This window comes from Stenotrophomonas sp. CASM101 (genome assembly GCF_049384845.1).
Classification (GTDB): Bacteria; Pseudomonadota; Gammaproteobacteria; order Xanthomonadales; family Xanthomonadaceae; genus Stenotrophomonas; species Stenotrophomonas hibiscicola.
In genome coordinates this window covers 47,603-63,151 of record NZ_JBMRFR010000010.1, presented here as the reverse complement: position 1 = coordinate 63,151, position 15,549 = coordinate 47,603, and the positions used below count along the sequence as shown (strand labels likewise).

Sequence of the window (15,549 nt, the reverse complement as noted above, 5' to 3'; positions counted from 1 at the left end):
GATGATGCCTGGCCAGCAACGAAAAACGGCGCTCGATGAGCGCCGTTTCCGGTACACGACGGGGTAAGGCTTACCAGTTCATGTTCAGCGAGACACCCACGGTGCGCGGTTCGTTGTAGACCGCCGCCATGTAGTTCTCGATCACACCCTTGAGGTTCTTCTCGTTGGTGATGTTGCGCGCGAACAGCGCAACTTCGTAGGCACCGTAGTTGCCCGAGTAGCCGATCTTCAGGCCACCTTCGAAGTCACCCTTGGAGTTGAACTCCTTGCTGTCGTACAGCACGAAGCTGGTGTAACCCTGCTTGTTCCAGTCGGTGGACACGAACATGGTGCCAGCGTCGCTGACCGGGAAGTCGTAGCGGGCAGCCAGGTTCACGTTGTACTTCGGTGCGTTCGGCAGCGGGTTGCCGTCGATCTGCGCGAAGGTGTTGGCGCCGACCTTGATGGTCGGGTCATTCACCGTGCACACCACCTGGCCGTTGAGGCCGCAGACCTGCGCGTAGACGCGCTTGTCCTTGATTTCGCTGTGCAGCAGGCTCAGGCCGGCGCTCAGGGTCAGGTTCGGGATCGGGCGCAGTTCCATGTCGGCTTCGAAGCCATAGGCCTTGGCCTTGTCGGCGTTGAACAGCACGCCGTTGCCGTCCGAGTCGTTGCCGTTGAGCTGGATGTCGTTGACGGTGTAGGTGAACGCGGTGGCATTCAAGCGCAGGCGGTTGTCCCACAGGCTGCTCTTCACTCCTGCTTCCCAGGACAGGATGGTCTCGGAATCGGCGGTGGTGAAGTCGGCATTGAACACGGCCGAGCGGCCCTGGATGGTCGGGCCGCGGAAGCCGCGGGCGACCTTGGCATAGACGCTCACGTCCGGCGTGACCTGATACATCGCGCTCAGATCCCAGCTCGGGGTGGTGTCGGACATCTTGACGTCGGTGCGGCCCTTGTAGGTGACCACGCCAGCGGCAGTGTCAGCCGTCTTCAGCAGGCGGGTGTGCTTCTCGTCCCGGGTCTGGCGCAGGCCGGCGGTAACGGTGAACTTGTCGGTGAAGGCATAGCTCAGCTGGCCGAAACCGGCCCACGAGGTGTTCTTGTTGCGCAGGCGCACCCAGTTGTTCGGGTTACGTGCCGGGCCCTGCAGGAACCACGCGCGCTGGTAGAAGTCGGTGGTGTCGCTGCCGTTGAAGTAGAACGCACCGGCCTGCCACTGCAGCGCGCGGTCGTCATGGCTGGCCAAGCGGAATTCCTGGGTCCACTGGTCCAGGTCGCGGATGCGGCCCATCGACTGGCCGTAGCCGTTCGGCACGCCGTTGACCGGGAAGTTCACCGCAGCACCGCCGTCGGTGTCGCCACGGCTGTAACCGGAAGTGGTCTCGTAGGCGGTGATCGAGGTGAAGTCGATCGCACCGAAGTCGTAGCGTGCCTTCACCGAGCCGCCGTAGGTCTTGTAGGCCTGCGGGTTGTTGTCGGCCTCGTCGTAGGCGACCTTGTCGCGCGGCACGTCGGTCTTGTTCGAGCCCTTGGTCAGCGCACCGCGCAGGAACAGGGTCGAGGTGCCTTCATAGTCGCGGGCGTGGGCCGAGGCCAGGATCGAGAACTGGTCGCTCGGGGTCAGCAGCAGCTGGGCGCGCACGTTGCGGTCGTCGAAGCCGCCCATGGCGTTCTTCTTCGGGCTGACCGTGCCATCGGCGCTCGGGCCCTTGTAGGTGTTGTCGACGTAGTCATCGCGGTGCTGGTACAGCGCCGACACGCGGAACGAGGCGATGTCGTTGATCGGGCCGCCGAAGCCGCCGTCGATCGACACGCTGTTGTAGGTGGCGTAGCTGGCGCTGACGCGGCCGGTGTAGTCCTGGGTCGGCTTCAGGGTGTCGAACTTGACGATGCCGGCGGTGGTGTTGCGGCCGAACAGCGAGCCCTGCGGGCCGCGCAGCACTTCCACCTGGTCTACGTCATAGACCGGGTTGGACTTCAGCACCACGTGCTCCAGCACCACGTCGTCCTGGATGATCGACACCGGCTGCGAGGCTCCCAGGTAGAAGTCGATGTTGCCCAGGCCGCGGATGTAGAAGCGCGGGAAGATGCGGCCGGTGGTGGTTTCCGCATACAGGCTCGGCACGCGGCCGGACAGTGCCAGCAGGGTGTCGTCGCCGCCGGCGGTGAAGTCGCGCATGCGCTCCCCCTGCACCACACCCACCGAGACCGGCACTTCCTGCAGGTTCTGCTCACGGTGTTCGGCGGTCACGGTGATCGTGTCCAGGCCGGTCGGGGTCGGCGCACTGTCCTGCGCGGCGGCACCGAAGCTGCCCGCCAGGGCCAGGCCAGCACAGGCCAGGGCCAGCGGGTGACGGCGGAAGGAAACAAAGGAAGACGACAGACCCGACAGGCGGCGGGAATCGGAATGGGAGGGCATGGAATGCTCTGAGGAGGCGTCCGTGCGGCCTGCGCGAGCCGGGCGGCAAAAGGGAGGAGAACTGCGCAAGCGGCCATTATCCCCCAAATTGTTACGATTTCGTTGCGCGGACCCCGCCGCGGCGAACCGAACGGTTTCGGCACCATTGCGCGCGCTCACGCCGCGTCGTCCGGCGTCCCGGATCGGCTTGGCAAGGCGCGGCCACTTGGCTACACTTGAGTCCTGCCGTGGGGCCATAGCTCAGCTGGGAGAGCGCGTCGTTCGCAATGACGAGGTCAGGAGTTCGATCCTCCTTGGCTCCACCACTTTTCAGAAGAACCCGTAGATCTCCATGATCTGCGGGTTTTTTCTTTTCAGCGCCTCCGGCTCAGGCCGGCTCCTGTTCTCCATCCTTGCGTTGCGGGCCGCGCGAGTGCGTATCACGCACCTGTTGATCGCGCTGCCCCGGCCGCTGCTTGGCCACATCGTCCTGCTTCCTGTCCTGGCGGCTTTCCTGGATGCCCTGCTTCGGGTCCTGATCCCTGCTTTGCTCGTTCATCGAAAACTCCCTCGCCGGCAGCAGGCCAGCGCTGCCACCACGCTAGAGGTTGCCGGGTGAGCCGCAGGTCAGTCCCGCGCCAACATCCTGTGCAGGAAGCGGCTTGCCGCCACCGCCCCGCCCAGCCAGAATCCGGGGCACCACGCTCACCGGTGTGCCATGCCCTCCTCTGCCCAGCACGCAGCCCACGCGTTGCCGATGCTCCTCAATGCGACCGACGGCAGCATCCAGCTCGGCAACCTGCCAGCATTGATCGGCCCCACCTTGTTACTGGACGAAGCGCGTGCCGCCTTTGCCCCGCTGGTCCGAGGGGAGCGCGATGTCGGCACCGGCTACGTCTGGCTCAGCCTGCACCAGCTCAGCCTGGGCGGCGCGCCCGCTGGCATCAGCCTGTGCTTCTTCGGGCAACAGCTCAACATGGTGACGATGGGCGTCGATCTACCCGGTGCGACGTTGGAAGACGGCTGGCCGACCCAGGCGGCAATCGATGCCGAAGTCGCCTTCATGCGCCGCACGCTGGGTGCGGCGCTGGGGCGCAAACTGGCCGGCGGCCACGCCCGCTTCGACTGGGGCGAGGCATGGGCCCGTTTCGATCCGAAGGGCTTCATGGCCAGCAGCGGTATCCGCTACCGGCCACGTCGGTGACCGTCCTCAGGTGCGGGTAATCGATACCCCGCCCTCCACACGCATCGCGGTACCGGTAACGAAACTGCTTTCATCGCTGGCCAGGAACAGCGCCGCATTGGCGATCTCCTCCGGCTCGGCCAAGCGCTTGAGTGCGTGCAGCGAGCGCACGAAGTCACGTGCATCGCCGGTGGGCGCCGCCTGCCGGCCCATCTCGGTATCGGTACCACCGGGCAGCAGCACATTGCTGCGTACGCCGCGCGCACCGTATTCGGCGGCGATCACCTGGCTCAGGCCGATCAGCCCGGCCTTGCTCGACGCATAGGCCGCCATGCCCGGGAATCCCACGGTGTGACCGACGAAAGTGCCAACGAACACCAGCGAGCCGCCGCCGCGCGCCAGCAGTGCCGGCAACTGCGCACGTGCGGCATGGAACGCGGCATCCAGATTGGTGGCCATCACTTCACGCCAAGCGTCCACCGGGAACTCCGCTGCCGGCACGCCCGGCCCGAGCATGCCGGCATTGTTGAGCGCGATGTCCAGGCCGCCGAAGGACTGCTGGGCCAGATCGACCAGCGCTTGTGCCGTGCCCGGGTCAGCCACGTCAGCGGCATGCGCCACGGCTTCGCCACCGGCGGCGCGAATCTGCTCGACCAGCGCCTGCAGCGGCTCCGGCCGCCGTGCGTTGAGCACCAGCTTCGCCCCTTCGGCGGCGAAGCGCAGCGCGCTGGCGCGGCCAATGCCAGCGCTGGCACCGGTGATGAGAGCGATCTTGTTGTTCAGGCGCATGGTCGTGGTGCCGGTTGTGAAGTGGCCGCCACGATGCCGCGCCTTCGGCCTGCCAACACTCCGTTTCCGGGCCTGGCCCGTCGGTGCAGGAAACGGAGTTTCCGCAGAACCGGCGCGTGCCAGAATCCGGCCATGGACAGCACCGCCACCACCGCCCTCGATGCCCGCGTCGAACGGGTCTGCCGCCACCTGCAGACCAGCCTCGACGAACCCTCACTGCAGGAACTGGCCGACATCGCCGGCTGCAGCCCGACCCGGCTGCACCGCCTGTTCAAGCAGGCCACAGGGTTGACCCCCAAGCAGTACGCTGCCGCGCTGCGCGCCGACCGCCTGCGCACCGGGCTTGAACAGCAGGAACGCATCACCGATGCCTTCCATGATGCCGGCTTCGGTTCCAGTGGGCGCTTCTACGAGAACGCACCGAAGTTGCTGGGCATGACGCCCAAGCAATGGCGCGCAGGTGGTCGCGGCGAAGTCATCCACTTCGCGCTTGCCGAAAGTTCACTGGGCAGCGTGCTGGTGGCCAGCAGTGCCACTGGCGTGGTCGCGATACTGCTCGGCGACGATCCGGAGACGCTGCTGCAGTCATTGCAGCAACGCTTCCGCCAGGCCGAACTGATTGGCGCCGACCAGGGCTATGAGCAACTGGTGGCGCAGGTCGTGGGCCTGGTCGAGGATCCTTCGCGGGGCGCCACGCTGCCGCTGGATATCCGCGGCACCGCATTCCAGCAACGGGTGTGGCAGGCGCTGCAACAGATCCCGCGCGGACAAACCGCCTCCTATGCGGATGTCGCTGCGCGTATCGGTGCGCCGCGATCAAGCCGTGCGGTGGCTCGCGCCTGCGCCAGCAATCCACTGGCGGTGGCAGTCCCCTGCCACCGCGTGGTGCGCCGCGACGGCGACCTGTCCGGCTATGCCTGGGGCGTGGCACGCAAGCGCGAACTGCTGCGCAGGGAAAAGGCCTCGACTGCCTGAAGTGGGTGCCGACCTTGGTCGGCACACCGCCAAGCCCTCAATCCAGCTTCACCACCAGCTTGCCGAAGTTGCGTCCCTGCAGCAGCCCGAAGAACGCCTCTGGCGCATTCTCCAGCCCTTCCACCACATCCTCGCGGTACTGGATGCGGCCTTCGCGCAGCCACTGCCGCATCTCACGTTCGAAGTCCGGCCACAGATGGTTGAAGTCGTGCACGATGAAGCCACGCACGGTCAGGCGCTGGCGCAGGATCTGGCTGAACAGTGCCGGCAACCGGTCCGGGCCGGGCTGCTCGACGCCCCGCTCGTTGTAGGTGGCGATGGTGCCGCACACCGGAATGCGGGCGAAGTTGTTGAGCAGCGGCAGCACTGCATCCAGCACATGGCCACCGACATTCTCGAAGTACACGTCGATGCCGGCAGGTACCGCCGCGCGCAGCTGCGCGGCGAAATCAGCGGCGCGATGATCCAGCGCCACGTCCACGCCCAGCGTCTGCAGATAGGCACGCTTGGCCTCGCCACCAGCGATAGCCACTACGCGCGCGCCCTGCAGCTTGGCCAGCTGCGCTACGGTCGCGCCGACCGGCCCCGTTGCGGCAGCCACCACCAGCGTCTCGCCCGGCTTCAGACGGGCGATTTCATGCAGGCTGGAATAGGCGGTGAAGCCGGGCATGCCATATACCCCCAGCGCCGTACTCAGCGGCAGTCCGGCCGGGTCCAGGCGGCGCCCCAGTGCCGTGGCCGGCAGCACCGCGTGGGTCTGCCAGCCACCCGGCGCCAGCACCAGCTCACCTGCAGCTACACCCTCGGCGTTGGACTGCAGCACCTCGGCCACGGTCTGCCCTTCCATCACCGCGCCCACCGCCACCGGCGCGGCGTACGACGGGCCCTCGTCCATGCGTCCACGCATGTACGGATCCAGTGAGAGGTAGCGATTGCGCAGCAGCACCTCGCCGTCGCCCAAGGGCGGCAGCGCGGCATGCTCCAAGCGGAAATTGGCTGCAGTAGGCGCCCCCAGCGGACGCGACGCCAGCACGATGCGGGTGGTGGTCGATGAGTCGGACATGACGACGATCTCTGCTGTTGCCAGCGTCAGGAAGAGAACGCCGACACTACGCCGCAGCGTGCCCCAATGGCGGTCACGAAAACAGCGTTCCATGTCAGGTGTCGGTGCCGTCCACGCGCTGGCCCCGCCACACCGCTTTTGTCGATCACCGTGGCCCGCTGAATTCCGCCGCAGGCGATGATCACCGCGCCGCCGCGCCCGGATGAATCGGCATCCAGCGCGCCCCCGCCCCGCGACGGCGGATCAAGTACTTGCGCCTGCGCAGACGGCAATGTGAAGGTTTTTTGCCAAAATGCTTGCCGTAGGCGACTGACCTCCGTAATATGCGCGTCCTTGGCAGCGACCTCGCTGCAATGAACTACGTGGCCGAGTAGCTCAGTTGGTAGAGCAGGGGATTGAAAATCCCCGTGTCGGCGGTTCGATTCCGTCCTCGGCCACCACGTTCGACAGCCTGCAGAAATGCGGGTCTTTTTTTCGGGAATCGCAGTTGATCGTGATTGCCACACAGTTTGGCCGAGTAGCTCAGTTGGTAGAGCAGGGGATTGAAAATCCCCGTGTCGGCGGTTCGATTCCGTCTTCGGCCACCATCTTCAGAGACCTGCAGAAATGCAGGTCTTTTTTTTGCGTGACCGTGCCTGCCGGCTCTGTAGTACTGTCCTTGGTCCACTGTATGGAGCACTGATGACATGGATGAGGCACCTTCTCTACCCCAACTGCAGCAATCGCTGCGACGCCTGCACTGGCTGGTTGCCGGGCTGTCCATGTTGTTGCTGGGCCTGGCCGCAGTCACGGCCTGGCTGCTTTCGCAGCGCGATGCCCCATTACACGTCGATCATTTGAGCACGCGGCAGCTGCAGGTACTCGACGAGCACGGCGTGGTGCGGGTGGAGATTGGCCAGGACAGCGCAGAAGACGGGCGACGAAGCCGCGCCGCGGGCATCCTGATTTTCGATGCTTCCGGCGCCGAGCGAGGCGGCCTGAGTACATTCGAGGACGACAGCGTCGCTCTTGCCCTGGATGCCCCGAAGGGACAGGGCGAGGACCGGTGGCGGGACCGGGCCGGACTCCGTGTGGACGCCGACGGCTCCGCGCAACTGCTGCTCACCGACAATCTGACCCGCGGCGCAGTACGCCTGCATTCCAAGGGAACCGGCGGCGGAGGGCTGGACACCTTCAAATGGGATATGAGCAGCGGCACGCTGCATACGCGAACGCTTACTTTTGACGGCGACGAGCGCAGTCAACGCCCGTTCGAGCAGTAGTTGCAAAAGTCGGCGGCAATGGTTGCCGGCGCATGGAACCTTTACACGTGGCCTTGGCCGCTCGCCTAAGCTCAGGACTCCTGAACGGAGTACGCCGATGCCTCTGCGCCCTGCCCTGCTCGCATTCCTGCTGCTCGCCACCTGCCCGGCCTTGGCCGCCGAGCCGGTGCGCGCGGTCGACGCGCTGGATATTGACCGCTATGCCGGCCAGTGGCACGAGATTGCGCATCTTCCGGTTTCGTTCCAGAAGCAATGCGTGGGCGATATCACCGCCAACTACGGGCTGCGCCGCGATGGCCGCATCAGCGTCACCAATGCCTGCCGCAACGGCGACGGAGAACGCGTGGTTGCTGAAGGCGTGGCGCGCCCGGTTGCCGGCCATCCCGGCCAGTTGCAGGTGCGATTCGTTCCGGACTGGCTGAGCTGGGTGCCACTGGTCTGGGCCGACTACTGGGTCCTGGCACTGGACCCGGACTATCAGTGGGCGTTGGTCGGTGAACCGGACCGAAAGTACCTGTGGATCCTCTCGCGCCTGCCGGAAATGGATCGCGCCCAGTTCGAACAGCTGAAAGCCAAGGCCGAGACGATGGGCTACGACCTCGGCCCGCTGCGCCTGATGGCCCCGATTCGCGATACACCCGCCGACTGAACCTCCCCGCATCCGGCGCACCACGCGCGCGCCATCCGGCGCCGCGCACGCCCGGCCGCCATCTTCACGCGCTACCCTCTGCGACGGGTCGCCACAGGCGATCCAAACGACCATACGCCGTAGTATGCTTATCCAACGCACCCCTTCAGAGGAACTGCGCCCATGCTCCACCGTTTCCGTATCGCCTTGATCGTCCTGTGCACCCTCGCCCTTGTTGCCTGCAACAACGGCATCGTCAAGCGTGTTTCGGAACCGGCGGCCAGCCTCCAGCAGCTGACCGTGCGCGCCGACGGCAACTGGACCGTGGCCCTGCGCCTGCAGAACTACAGCTCCATGCCCATGACCTTCGATGACGTCGCGCTGGCGCTGACCGTCGGCGACAGCGACGCCGGCACCCTGCAGGCCAAGCCGGGCATCTCCATTGGCGGCACCTCAGCCGATGTCATCAATGTTGACCTCGTGCCCAGCTCGGCCGCACGCCTGGTGGTGGCCGACGCGCTGGCCAGCAACCGCACCCTGGCTTACGGCCTGAAGGGAACGGTGGCGGCCACGCCGCAGGAAAAGAAGCAGCGCAGCTTCGATATCAGCAGCCGCAGCACCCTCAACCAGGCGCCCGGCCTGCCGGGCGTGCTGCGCTGATTTCCACCTTCCGTCGCGGCGCCTGGCGCCACTCTCCCCTGCCCTGATCAAACCGAGACGTACCGATGAGCAGCTACACCGCCCCGCTTTCCGACCTCCGTTTCGCCCTGCACGATGTGCTCAAGGTCGAGCCCCTGTTCGCCCGCCTGGGCTTCACCGACGCCACCGCCGACGTGGTCGATGCCGTGCTGGAAGAAGCCGGCCGCTTCAGCGCCACCGTGCTGGCCCCGCTCAACAGCGTCGGCGACGAGATCGGCTGCGTGCTCGACCAGGCCACCGGTGAAGTGACCACCCCGCCCGGCTTCAAGCAGGCCTACGACCAGTTCGTCGATGGCGGCTGGACCGGCCTGACCGCCTCGCCGGAACTGGGTGGGCAGGGCCTGCCGCACACCCTGGGCGTGCCGCTCAACGAAATGATCAACGCCGCCAACCTGGCGTGGGGCAACTTCCCGCTGCTCTCGCACGGCGCCATCGAAGCGCTGAAGCAGCACGGCGAAGCCTGGCAGCACGAGGCCTTCCTCAAGCCGCTGATCGAAGGCCGCTGGACCGGCACCATGTGCCTGACCGAACCGCACTGCGGCACCGACCTGGGCCTGCTGAAGACCAAGGCCGAGCCGAATGCCGATGGCAGCTACGCGATCACCGGCACCAAGATCTTCATCACCGCCGGCGAGCACGACCTGACCGGCAACATCGTGCACCTGGTGCTGGCCAAGCTGCCCGACGCCCCTCCGGGCGCCAAGGGCATCTCGCTGTTCGTCACCCCCAAGTTCAAGGTCGACCGCGAAGGTAACGTCGGCGAGCGCAACGCACTGCGCTGCGGCTCGATCGAGCACAAGATGGGCATCAAGGGGTCGGTCACCTGCGTGATGAACTTCGATGGCGCACAGGGCTACCTGGTCGGCCAGCCGCACAAGGGCCTGCAGGCGATGTTCACCATGATGAACACCGCGCGCCTGGGCGTTGGCCTGCAGGGCATCGGCCTGTCCGAGCGCGCCTACCAGAACGCACTGAAGTACAGCCGTGAGCGCCTGCAGTCGCGCGCCCTGAGTGGCGCCAGGTTCCCGGACAAGCCGGCCGACCCGATCCTGGTCCACCCGGATGTGCGACGCATGCTGCTGACGGTGAAGTCGCTGGTCGAAGGCAGCCGCCTGCTGGCGCTGCACGCTGCCACCCTGATCGACATTGCCCACCATGCCGGCGATGCCGCCGAGCGCGAGCGCGCCGACACCCTGGTGAGCTTCCTCACGCCCATCTCGAAGGCCTGCCAGACCGAATGGGGCATCGAGAACACTTACAACGCCCTGCAGTGCTTCGGTGGCCACGGCTACATCCGCGAACACGGCATGGAACAGCTGGCCCGCGATGCGCGCATCACCACGCTGTATGAAGGCACCACCGGCATCCAGGCGCTGGACCTGATCGGCCGCAAGACCGCCTCCAGCCAGGGCGCCGGCCTGAAGCTGATGCTGGCCGAGATCGAAGCCTTCGCCAAGGAACACGAGGGCAACGAAGCGCTGGCCGAGTTCATTGGCCCGCTGCGCGCCAAGGCCGCCGAATGGGGCAAGCTGACGATGGACGTGCTGCAGCGCGCGGCCGGCAATCCGGACGAACTGGGCGCAGCCAGCTACGACTACCTGTTCTATTCGGGTTACGTGGTGCTGGCCTACTGGTGGGCCCGCAGCGTGGCCGCCGCCGATGCCAGCGCGCACGGTGCCGCTTTCGCCCAGGGCAAGCGCGAAACCGCGCGCTTCTACTTCGCCCGCGTGCTGCCGCGCACCCTCAGCCACGCCGCCGCCATCCAGGCCGGCGCCGCCCCGCTGATGGCAATGGACGACGAGCGCTTCGGCGCCTGAGCCGGGCTGCCGCCCGGCACCCGCGGTAGTGCCGGCCGCTGGCCGGCAACCGCAACAGCCGGCTTCCTGCGGGATGGCGAGGTGGGTCCAATTGCGGGGGACGGCGCAAGTACGTCCCTGTAGCCTCGGTCGCGCCATCCATGGCGCTCACGCCCCCGCAACCGGACCCATCCCGCCCTCGACAGATTTCTGCTGCTGGTAGTTGTCGACCTTGGTCGACACCGTAGATCCACGCCATGCGTGGATGGAAACCCCCGAAATCCCTCTGGAGAAGAGCCCCCTTTTGTTAAAGGGGGCGCGCCGACAGGCGCGGGGATTAGGAAGAATGCGCGGACCTGAATGTTGACGATTTGCGTATCGCCGACAGGCGATACACAAATCGTCAACATTCAGGTATAAGCTGTTCTCCCGATGGAGACAGACACTACACGCTTGGGTCTGATCGAAGCCGGAGCTCCGCTTTCTGCTCCGGGCGCCGAAGCATCGCCCAACGCCACGACGCTGCATCGCCCCGGTTCGGTCCGGCTGCTCTCGCTTGATGCCCACGGACGCGTACTGGACTGGATCACCTGGCAGGACGCAGCCTGCCTCTACGCGCGCGAAGCGGTTGCCTGGACGCTGGGCGATCCCTGCCTGCACATCCACGGCGGTACCAACCGCTTCAGCGGCCTGCAGAGCGGCATGGACCTGCACCCGATCATTGCCGCCCGCGGCCACGCCCGCTCCCGCGCGATCGATCCGACACCGAACCTGACCAACCCGGCCCTGTTCGCCCGCGACGCCCATCTGTGCATGTACTGCGGCCAGCAGTTCAACCGCCCCACGCTCACCCGCGACCACGTCGTGCCGCTGTCCAAGGGCGGCCTGGACTGCTGGGAAAACGTGGTTACCGCCTGCTTCCACTGCAATTCGCGCAAGAGCGACCGCACCCCGCAGCAGGCCGGCATGCCCCTGCTGGCAGTCCCCTACCGGCCCAGCTGGATCGAGCACCTGATCCTGTCCAACCGCAACATCCTGGCCGACCAGATGGCCTTCCTGAAGGCGCAATTGCCCAAGCGGTCGAAACTGAGCACCTGAACGCCCGAAAATGCAACCCTCACCGTCCTGTCACGGGCGGCGGCGTTTGCTTGCCCCACCCCCGTTTGAGGGCGAAAATGGGCGTTCAGAAAAAGTGCGAACATGATGATCGACTCTGCCCGCTATCCCCGCCTCGCGCGCATCCAGACTCCGGATGACCTTCGCACGTTCGACGAATCCGAATTGAGGGCGGTCGCCGACGAACTGCGCGCCTACCTCATCGAATCGGTGGGCAAGAGCGGCGGCCACTTCGCCGCCGGCCTGGGCGTGATCGAACTCACCGTGGCCCTGCACTACCTCTACCAGACTCCGGTCGATCAGCTGGTCTGGGACGTGGGTCACCAGACCTACCCGCACAAGATCCTGACTGGCCGCCGCGACGAGATCCATACCGTCAAGCAGAAGGACGGCGTCGCGCCGTTCCCGAAGCGCGAGGAAAGCGAGTACGACACCTTCGGCGTCGGCCACTCCTCGACCTCGATCTCGGCGGCACTGGGCATGGCCATCGCCCGCCAGTCCGAAGGCGACGACCGCAAGATCGTGGCCGTGATCGGTGACGGCGCGATGACCGCCGGCATGGCGTTCGAAGCGCTGATGCATGCCGGCGGCATGGAGCCGGAACCGAACCTGCTGGTGATCCTCAACGACAACAACATGTCGATCTCCGAGGCGGTCGGCGGCCTGACCAAGATGCTCGGCCGTGCTACCGGCAGCCGCACGCTCAATGCGCTGCGCGAAGGCGGCAAGAAGATCCTCGGTGACAAGAAGAACAACCCGGCGCGCTTCGTGAAGCGCTGGGAAGAACACTGGAAGGGCATGTTCGTGCCGTCCACGATGTTCGAGGAAATGGGTTTCCACTACACCGGCCCGATCGACGGCCACGACATGCCCGCCCTGCTGTCCACGCTGAAGACGCTGCGCGCCTCCAAGGGCCCGAAGCTGCTGCACGTGATGACGACAAAGGGCAAGGGCTACGAGCCGGCTGAAGGCGATCAGATCGGCTACCACGCGGTGGGTCCGTTCGATCCGGACAAGGGCCTGGTGGCCAAGGCCGGTGCCAAGAAGCCGACCTACACCGATGTGTTCAGCGACTGGCTGTGCGATGCCGCCGCCGCCGAACCGCGCCTGTACGGCATCACCCCCGCGATGCGCGAAGGCTCCGGCCTGGTGCGTTTCAGCAAGGAATACCCGCAGCGCTACTTCGACGTGGCCATTGCCGAACAGCACGCGGTCACCCTCGCCGCCGGCATGGCGACCCAGGGGGGCAAGCCGGTGGTGGCGATCTACTCGACCTTCCTGCAGCGCGCGTACGACCAGTTGGTGCATGACGTGGCCATCCAGGACCTGGATGTGCTGTTCGCGATCGACCGCGCCGGCGTGGTCGGCCCGGACGGCGCGACCCATGCCGGCAACCTCGACCTGAGCTTCCTGCGTTGCGTGCCGAACATGGTGGTGATGGCCCCCTCCAACGAAGCAGAATGCCGGCAGATGCTCAGCACCGGCCTGCAGCACCCCGGCCCGGCAGCCGTGCGTTATCCGCGTGGCACCGGCACCGGCGTGGCTGCCGGCACCGACCTGTCCACCCTGCCGATCGGCAAGGGCGAGCTGCGCCTGCAGGGCAGCCGCATCGCCCTGCTGGCCTTCGGCAGCACAGTGGCCGCCGCCGAGCAGGTCGGCCGCGAACTGGGCCTGAGCGTGGTCAACATGCGTTTCATCAAGCCGCTGGACCGCGAGCTGTTGCTGGCTGTGGCCGCCCAGCACGAGGGCCTGGTGACGATCGAAGACAACGTGGTGGCCGGTGGCGCCGGCTCCGGCGTCGGTGAGCTGCTCAACGCCGAAGGCGTGCTGCGCCCCATCCTGCACCTGGGCCTGCCCGACAGCTACCAGCACCACGCCAGCCGTGAAGACCTGCTGGCCGAAGCCGGTATCGATGCCGCGGGCATCCGCGCGGCGGTGCTCAAGCGCTGGCCGCAGCTGGCCGCCGGCACACCGCCGCTCAGCGCGGCCGGCTGAGGCCGATTGCCACTCCGTGGATCCACGCATGGCGTGGATCTACTGCGGAACAGAGGCGCAGACCCACGCCAGATGCAAAGTAGATCGACGCCATGCGTGGATAGCGGGGTCCCAGAACCGGATCTGGCCGGAAGCCCCAACCCTCAGCCGTAGCTGACCGCTTCCACGAAGGCGCCGCTGGCTTCCACCCGCACCGCAGCGCGCTGCCCGGTGTCGACGAAGTGGAGACGTGCAAGGGTCTCGGCGAAATCATAGGCTCTGGCACCGTCGCGGAACTCGATCGGTTCGGGCCGGTCCGGGTGCAGCACGCGCCATTGGCGTTGCTCGCATTGCAGGCGGATCAACATGCAGCTCACTCCTTGAGGCAGCGTATCGACGGTGGCGGGATGGGCGTGCCGGTTACGGCAGACTTCATCGCGACGGATCAGGGGCACACAGGGGTGCCCTGATTTGCAGAAGATACGACGTTCAAAATGTGAGCTGTATCAGATTATTCTGATTTTCGAGGGGCGCGCTCAATTCACCTGGAACTGCGCCCGGCAGCCGTCGCTGACCCAGATGCCACGGCGGTCCCAGCCCCAGGTCTGGCCTTCGATGCAGGCACTGCGTGAATCCTGGCGGACCAGGCGCACGCCACGGCGGATGCGGGCATCGCAGTATTCCGGGCGGTGACCGTTGGAATGGCAGGTGATCACCTCGCCCCCGCCCCAGCCATTGCCACCATTGCCCCAGCCGTTGCCATGGCCACCACCCCAGCCACCGCCGCGGCGGTACTCGCCGACGAACTCGGCACGGCAGCCCTGGGTGACCCAGACGCCGTAGCGCGATTGCCCCCAGGTCTCGCCTTCCACGCACGGCGAGCCGGACAACTGGCGGATCATCCGGGCACGGCCTTCCAGGCGGCATTCATTGCTGCGGTTCTTGATCGATTCGCAGCGTACGATGCCGCCGCCGTCGCGACCGCCATAGCGATCGTCGTCATAACCGTAGCCATAGCTCTGCGCCTGCGCGCCGCCTGCGGCGGCCAACATCGGCAGCAGCGTGCAGGCCAGGGTGCGCCAGGTGAGTGCCTTGCCCATCGGAATCTCCACATGAATACGATGGCGCAAGCATCCGGGATTCGCGGCGCGGCGGACAGGGGGCGCCCCCAAGGCGGTTCTTTCCCCATTCAAACAGCTCAACCGTGGCTGACTGCACCTCGGCCGGGTGGTGTCAACGTCCGAAGTGGAGTGCGTCCACGGAATTGCCAAGCGCCTCGACCCGTACCGTGCTGCACTGGCCGGTGCGGCGGTGGTGCTCCTGGGCCCGCGCTGCGGCGACATCGAAGGCCTCGGCGCCCCGTGCATAACGGGTTGCGTCATGCGCCTGCGGGTCCAGTACGGACCAGTGCCGGGCATTGCATTGAACGGTAATGACCATTGGAGACTCCTGCGGAATGGGTCAAGCCGGCGACGGAAGGCCCTGAGCACCGGTACCCCATCAGGCTAGCGATCGCCTCCGGGATGGCCCATCAGATTTGTACGAAAATGCCGCGCCGCGCTGTCAGGGCGCCCCGCCATCACATCCCCGAGGCCGTTTAGTGAGTCCCCTTTCGTGACCCTTGTCACGGAGTTGGCGGAGCTTCACACTACCGTCACCAACAGGGGCCCCTTCCACATGCGCA

General features: G+C 66.3%; 15 protein-coding genes and 3 tRNA genes. 11 read left to right on the top strand and 7 right to left on the bottom strand.

The annotated features are described in order from the left end of the window. Nucleotides 1-70: 70 nt before the first annotated feature. The gene (locus tag VG543_RS14485) at nucleotides 71-2,401 is read right to left on the bottom strand and encodes a TonB-dependent receptor (RefSeq protein ID WP_423178995.1); all 2,331 of its coding nucleotides are present in this window, start codon (nucleotides 2,399-2,401) and stop codon (nucleotides 71-73) included. Between the two features lie 229 nt (nucleotides 2,402-2,630). Between VG543_RS14485 and VG543_RS14480 the strand changes: the two genes are divergently transcribed. Then, a tRNA-Ala gene (locus VG543_RS14480) sits at nucleotides 2,631-2,706 on the top strand. Between the two features lie 62 nt (nucleotides 2,707-2,768). On the opposite strand, the gene VG543_RS14475 is transcribed toward VG543_RS14480, so the two are convergent. Beyond that, on the bottom strand, nucleotides 2,769-2,939 hold the full coding sequence (locus VG543_RS14475) for a hypothetical protein (protein ID WP_171952866.1): 171 nt from the start codon (nucleotides 2,937-2,939) through the stop codon (nucleotides 2,769-2,771). A gap of 159 nt (nucleotides 2,940-3,098) precedes the next feature. On the opposite strand from VG543_RS14475, the gene VG543_RS14470 reads away from it, so the two are divergent. Next, on the top strand, nucleotides 3,099-3,584 hold the full coding sequence (locus VG543_RS14470) for a hypothetical protein (RefSeq protein WP_171952867.1): 486 nt from the start codon (nucleotides 3,099-3,101) through the stop codon (nucleotides 3,582-3,584). 6 nt (nucleotides 3,585-3,590) lie between these two features. Here VG543_RS14470 and VG543_RS14465 read toward each other — a convergent pair whose 3' ends face one another. Beyond that, complete coding sequence (locus tag VG543_RS14465) at nucleotides 3,591-4,352, bottom strand: SDR family oxidoreductase (protein ID WP_111098301.1); 762 nt, start codon at nucleotides 4,350-4,352, stop codon at nucleotides 3,591-3,593. A gap of 132 nt (nucleotides 4,353-4,484) precedes the next feature. On the opposite strand from VG543_RS14465, the gene VG543_RS14460 reads away from it, so the two are divergent. Next, nucleotides 4,485-5,327: a bifunctional transcriptional activator/DNA repair enzyme AdaA gene (locus tag VG543_RS14460; protein WP_031269378.1), complete on the top strand. Its 843-nt coding sequence runs from the start codon at nucleotides 4,485-4,487 to the stop codon at nucleotides 5,325-5,327. A gap of 37 nt (nucleotides 5,328-5,364) precedes the next feature. Here the strand turns inward: VG543_RS14460 and VG543_RS14455 are convergent, their stop codons facing one another. Continuing rightward, nucleotides 5,365-6,390 carry an NADP-dependent oxidoreductase gene (locus tag VG543_RS14455; protein ID WP_423178997.1) on the bottom strand — a complete coding sequence of 342 codons (1,026 nt, stop codon included), beginning with the start codon at nucleotides 6,388-6,390 and terminating at the stop codon, nucleotides 5,365-5,367. A 364-nt stretch (nucleotides 6,391-6,754) separates the two neighbouring features. Between VG543_RS14455 and VG543_RS14450 the strand changes: the two genes are divergently transcribed. From VG543_RS14450 to dxs, 8 genes are all read left to right on the top strand, one after another. Next, nucleotides 6,755-6,830: transfer RNA gene (locus VG543_RS14450), tRNA-Phe, on the top strand. Nucleotides 6,831-6,901: 71 nt separating this feature from the next. Beyond that, nucleotides 6,902-6,977: transfer RNA gene (locus VG543_RS14445), tRNA-Phe, on the top strand. 99 nt (nucleotides 6,978-7,076) lie between these two features. After that, on the top strand, nucleotides 7,077-7,652 hold the full coding sequence (locus VG543_RS14440) for a hypothetical protein (protein ID WP_262213256.1): 576 nt from the start codon (nucleotides 7,077-7,079) through the stop codon (nucleotides 7,650-7,652). A gap of 97 nt (nucleotides 7,653-7,749) precedes the next feature. Beyond that, nucleotides 7,750-8,301 (top strand): lipocalin family protein, encoded by a 552-nt coding sequence (locus tag VG543_RS14435; protein WP_312544230.1) that lies wholly within the window; start codon nucleotides 7,750-7,752, stop codon nucleotides 8,299-8,301. A gap of 162 nt (nucleotides 8,302-8,463) precedes the next feature. Continuing rightward, the gene (locus VG543_RS14430) at nucleotides 8,464-8,940 is read left to right on the top strand and encodes an LEA type 2 family protein (RefSeq protein WP_010486516.1); all 477 of its coding nucleotides are present in this window, start codon (nucleotides 8,464-8,466) and stop codon (nucleotides 8,938-8,940) included. 65 nt (nucleotides 8,941-9,005) lie between these two features. Beyond that, a complete protein-coding gene (locus VG543_RS14425; RefSeq protein WP_111098304.1) occupies nucleotides 9,006-10,796 on the top strand; it encodes an acyl-CoA dehydrogenase C-terminal domain-containing protein in 1,791 nt (596 codons plus the stop codon). 411 nt (nucleotides 10,797-11,207) lie between these two features. Next, the gene (locus VG543_RS14420; protein ID WP_019660544.1) at nucleotides 11,208-11,873 is read left to right on the top strand and encodes an HNH endonuclease; all 666 of its coding nucleotides are present in this window, start codon (nucleotides 11,208-11,210) and stop codon (nucleotides 11,871-11,873) included. Between the two features lie 105 nt (nucleotides 11,874-11,978). Next, the gene (dxs, locus tag VG543_RS14415; protein WP_032953273.1) at nucleotides 11,979-13,886 is read left to right on the top strand and encodes a 1-deoxy-D-xylulose-5-phosphate synthase; all 1,908 of its coding nucleotides are present in this window, start codon (nucleotides 11,979-11,981) and stop codon (nucleotides 13,884-13,886) included. Nucleotides 13,887-14,029: 143 nt separating this feature from the next. Here the strand turns inward: dxs and VG543_RS14410 are convergent, their stop codons facing one another. The 3 genes from VG543_RS14410 to VG543_RS14400 form a co-directional block, all read right to left on the bottom strand. Then, the gene (locus VG543_RS14410) at nucleotides 14,030-14,233 is read right to left on the bottom strand and encodes a hypothetical protein (protein WP_005417823.1); all 204 of its coding nucleotides are present in this window, start codon (nucleotides 14,231-14,233) and stop codon (nucleotides 14,030-14,032) included. A 168-nt stretch (nucleotides 14,234-14,401) separates the two neighbouring features. Beyond that, nucleotides 14,402-14,965 (bottom strand): DUF3011 domain-containing protein, encoded by a 564-nt coding sequence (locus VG543_RS14405; RefSeq protein ID WP_423178998.1) that lies wholly within the window; start codon nucleotides 14,963-14,965, stop codon nucleotides 14,402-14,404. Nucleotides 14,966-15,098: 133 nt separating this feature from the next. Beyond that, complete coding sequence (locus VG543_RS14400) at nucleotides 15,099-15,305, bottom strand: hypothetical protein (protein ID WP_021202175.1); 207 nt, start codon at nucleotides 15,303-15,305, stop codon at nucleotides 15,099-15,101. Between the last annotated feature and the right edge of the window lie 244 nt (nucleotides 15,306-15,549).

What these genes read in the sequence shown, in the direction of transcription:
- VG543_RS14485 (WP_423178995.1), bottom strand. Translation starts at nt 2,401, where the DNA reads ATGCCCTCCCATTCCGATTCCCGCCGCCTGTCGGGTCTGTCGTCTTCC.
- VG543_RS14475 (WP_171952866.1), bottom strand. Translation starts at nt 2,939, where the DNA reads ATGAACGAGCAAAGCAGGGATCAGGACCCGAAGCAGGGCATCCAGGAA.
- VG543_RS14470 (WP_171952867.1), top strand. Translation starts at nt 3,099, where the DNA reads ATGCCCTCCTCTGCCCAGCACGCAGCCCACGCGTTGCCGATGCTCCTC.
- VG543_RS14465 (WP_111098301.1), bottom strand. Translation starts at nt 4,352, where the DNA reads ATGCGCCTGAACAACAAGATCGCTCTCATCACCGGTGCCAGCGCTGGC.
- VG543_RS14460 (WP_031269378.1), top strand. Translation starts at nt 4,485, where the DNA reads ATGGACAGCACCGCCACCACCGCCCTCGATGCCCGCGTCGAACGGGTC.
- VG543_RS14455 (WP_423178997.1), bottom strand. Translation starts at nt 6,390, where the DNA reads ATGTCCGACTCATCGACCACCACCCGCATCGTGCTGGCGTCGCGTCCG.
- VG543_RS14440 (WP_262213256.1), top strand. Translation starts at nt 7,077, where the DNA reads ATGGATGAGGCACCTTCTCTACCCCAACTGCAGCAATCGCTGCGACGC.
- VG543_RS14435 (WP_312544230.1), top strand. Translation starts at nt 7,750, where the DNA reads ATGCCTCTGCGCCCTGCCCTGCTCGCATTCCTGCTGCTCGCCACCTGC.
- VG543_RS14430 (WP_010486516.1), top strand. Translation starts at nt 8,464, where the DNA reads ATGCTCCACCGTTTCCGTATCGCCTTGATCGTCCTGTGCACCCTCGCC.
- VG543_RS14425 (WP_111098304.1), top strand. Translation starts at nt 9,006, where the DNA reads ATGAGCAGCTACACCGCCCCGCTTTCCGACCTCCGTTTCGCCCTGCAC.
- VG543_RS14420 (WP_019660544.1), top strand. Translation starts at nt 11,208, where the DNA reads ATGGAGACAGACACTACACGCTTGGGTCTGATCGAAGCCGGAGCTCCG.
- dxs (WP_032953273.1), top strand. Translation starts at nt 11,979, where the DNA reads ATGATCGACTCTGCCCGCTATCCCCGCCTCGCGCGCATCCAGACTCCG.
- VG543_RS14410 (WP_005417823.1), bottom strand. Translation starts at nt 14,233, where the DNA reads ATGTTGATCCGCCTGCAATGCGAGCAACGCCAATGGCGCGTGCTGCAC.
- VG543_RS14405 (WP_423178998.1), bottom strand. Translation starts at nt 14,965, where the DNA reads ATGGGCAAGGCACTCACCTGGCGCACCCTGGCCTGCACGCTGCTGCCG.
- VG543_RS14400 (WP_021202175.1), bottom strand. Translation starts at nt 15,305, where the DNA reads ATGGTCATTACCGTTCAATGCAATGCCCGGCACTGGTCCGTACTGGAC.